Genomic DNA, 2,792 nt, shown 5'->3' on the forward strand with positions numbered 1-2,792 from the left:
CTGCCTGTTCGCACGCGGGCAGGAGGCGGCGGGCGGGCAGGAGGCGGCGGGCGGCCGGACCGGCGCGCCGGCCGCCGCCGCCCTCAGCCCAGGGTGAGCAGCTTCAGCAGATCGTGCGGCCGGTGGCCGTCGCCCCCGGGGGCGACGGCCTCGTCGCTGTCCGCCCCGGCGTCCGCCCCGGCCAGGAAGTGCAGGGCGAGCAGCAGGCCGGCCGCCCCGGTGGCCAGGTCGGCGGAGCAGCGGCGCAGCCGGGCCCCGGGCACCAGCAGCCGGTCCTCGTCGGCGACGAGGTGCCAGGACAGGTTGCGTACGGACGCGAGGACCTCGGGCCCGGCCGGGCTGCCGTCGCCCTCCAACTGCCGGGCGGTGGCCACGAGGCCGGCGCGACCGGTGAACAGCCCCGGCTCGCGCACGAACTCGTTGCCGCAGCCCTTGCGCACCCCGGGCAGCAGTCCGGCGAGCGCGGGCGCTTGCTGCCGGGCCAGGTAGGCGCGGGCGACGAGCGCGAAGCCTCCGCTGCCCTGGTCGAGGTAGAGGAGGTGGCGGCGGCCGTCCTTCACCTGGACCGTGCCGTCGTCCATCGCGACGCAGTGGCCGGAGTCCCGGTACAGGGCGGTGCGGGCGGCGCGCAGCAGCCACGCCTCTCCGGTGAGGGCGTGCAGTTCGAGGTGGAGCAGCGCCGCGCCGCTGAGCCCGCGCAGCAGTCCGGCCGACGGCGGAGCCTCAGGGCCACCCGCCACCGCCTCGCCCCGTACCAGACAGTCGAGTTCCCAGGCGGCGCGCAGGGCGGTGTCCACCAGCTCCGGGTCCGGGGCCCCGGGTCCGGCCGTGGCCAGGCGGACGGCGGCCAGGGCGATACCCGCGCGCCCGGTCAGCAGGTCGGCCGAGGGGGACGGGCGGGCGGCCTCGACGGCCCGGGCGAACAGTTCGCGCCCCTCGTCCGGACGGCCGAGCAGCGCCAGCGTCACGGCGGTGCCCGGCAGCCCGTCGTAGAGGCCGCCCGGGGCCGCGGGGTCGCGGCGGCGGGCGGTCTCCGCGAGCCAGTCGGTCCAGGCGGCCGGGACCGGGGCGCCGACGCGCTGGAGGGCGTAGAGAATCCCGGCGGCCCCGTGCGCCAGATCCGTACCGCCGGTGGCGAAGCCCTTGGGGTCGCCGGGGAAGAGCCGGTCGCGGCGCTCGGGCGTCGCGCCCGCGTGGATGCCCGCGATCAGCCGGGTGCGCAGCTCACCCCAGTCGGGCACGGGCCCGCGAAGGAGCCCGGCGATCTCGCTCTCCCGGTCGGCGGTACGCTCGGCCGCCCGCAGCAGGGCGGGGCGGGCCGGGCCGGCGTGGGGCGCGAGACCGTAGCGCTCCCGGGCCCAGGACTCCAGGGACAACGCCTTGGCCCGGTCGTGGGAGGCCATCTCGGTCAGCGGCATCAGCATGGTGAGCCAGGTCGCCCACAGGGCGTACGCGTCGGCCTCCGCGCCCGGGGTGCCGGGCGGGGCCTGAAGTCCGGGCGCTCCGGCCAACGGGGTCTTTTCGTCGCCGAGTTCGGTGGCGTACTCGAAGTCGACGAGGGCGAGCCGGCCGTCGGGCCGCAGGATGATGTTGGAGGGGTGCAGGTCACCGAAGCGCAGCCCCCGGCCGTGGATCTCCCGCAACACGCCGCCGAGTTGGCCGGTCACCTGGTCCACCCATGCGGTGTACGGGGCGAGTTCTGCCGCCGTACGGGCTCCGCGTACCAGCGCGAAGCGCGCCACGATCTCGTCGAGCAACGTGGGCCCCTCGACGTACTCCGTCATCAGGAACCGGTGCTCCCACACGGTCCGTACGCCGTACACCTCCGGTACGCAGTCGAGCCCGGCCAGCGCGGTCAGGGCCCGGTGCTCGCGCTCCAGCCGGGTCACGGCGTCGTCGCCCACCGCGTCGAGACCGCAGTGGGGACGGGCCTCGCGCAGCACGACCCGGTGGCCGGTCTCCCGGTGCCGGGCGAGATAGATGCCGCCCGCGTTGGAGAACTGGAGCGCCTCGGTGACGGTGTACGGGAAGGAGTCGTCCCGGGCGGCGGCGCGGGCGGCGAGGTGGGGCCGCAGCAGCTCGGGCACCTTCACCCAGGCGGGCGTGCGGAACACCACGCCCCTCTCGTCGGGCACGAGTTGACCGGAGGGGTGGCGCAGGGCGGGCACCCGCTCGCCCCGGGCGTCGTGGCACCAGCGGTCGACGAAGGATCCGTACCGTACGTAGACGGGGGCGTCGCCGATGCGCAGATCGCTCAGGATGTACGGGCCCCGGCGGCCGGACAGAGTCGCGGTCAGCTCGTCGAGCAGGCGGTTCAGGGCCGTCTCGTCCGGCGGGTAGAGGGTGAGGAACTTCCCCGCGCTGCCCCGGGACATGTACTTCCCCGACATCAGCAGGAGCGCCTGCTCGCTGCGGAGGAACTTGAACGGGATCCGGTGCCGGAGGCAGATCTCGGCGGTGTCGCGAAGGATGCGGGCGGCCTCGTCGGGGACGGTCGACACGTGGATCTTCCAGCCCTGTTCGGCCGGTTCGCCGCCCTCGGGCAGGAGTGACGTCCACAGCCCGCCGGCCACGCGCCGCCAGCCGGAGGGCGGTTCGGCGGTGTCGAGGGGGTAGCGGGTCTCCTGGTCGGGAAGCCGGGCCGGGGTGTCGTAGTACCGGCGGTCGGCGAGGCAGTACAGCTGGGTCTCCTGGATGCCGGGCACGGCGATACCTCCTCAGAGCGCGCCGGGACCGGCGGCGTCGGGGACGGGGCGGGCGGCAGGCTGGTGCGGTCCGGGGGCGTCGGGGAC

At 76.0% G+C, this 2,792-nt stretch carries 1 protein-coding gene; it reads right to left on the bottom strand.

Annotated elements, in window-relative coordinates; translation table 11 throughout:
- Positions 1–83: 83 nt before the first annotated feature.
- A complete protein-coding gene (lanKC, locus tag D3105_RS33190; RefSeq protein WP_118906527.1) occupies positions 84–2,705 on the bottom strand; it encodes a class III lanthionine synthetase LanKC in 2,622 nt (873 codons plus the stop codon).
- Between the last annotated feature and the right edge of the window lie 87 nt (positions 2,706–2,792).

This window comes from Streptomyces globisporus (assembly GCF_003501885.1).
GTDB classification, from domain to species: Bacteria; Actinomycetota; Actinomycetes; order Streptomycetales; family Streptomycetaceae; genus Streptomyces; species Streptomyces globisporus_D.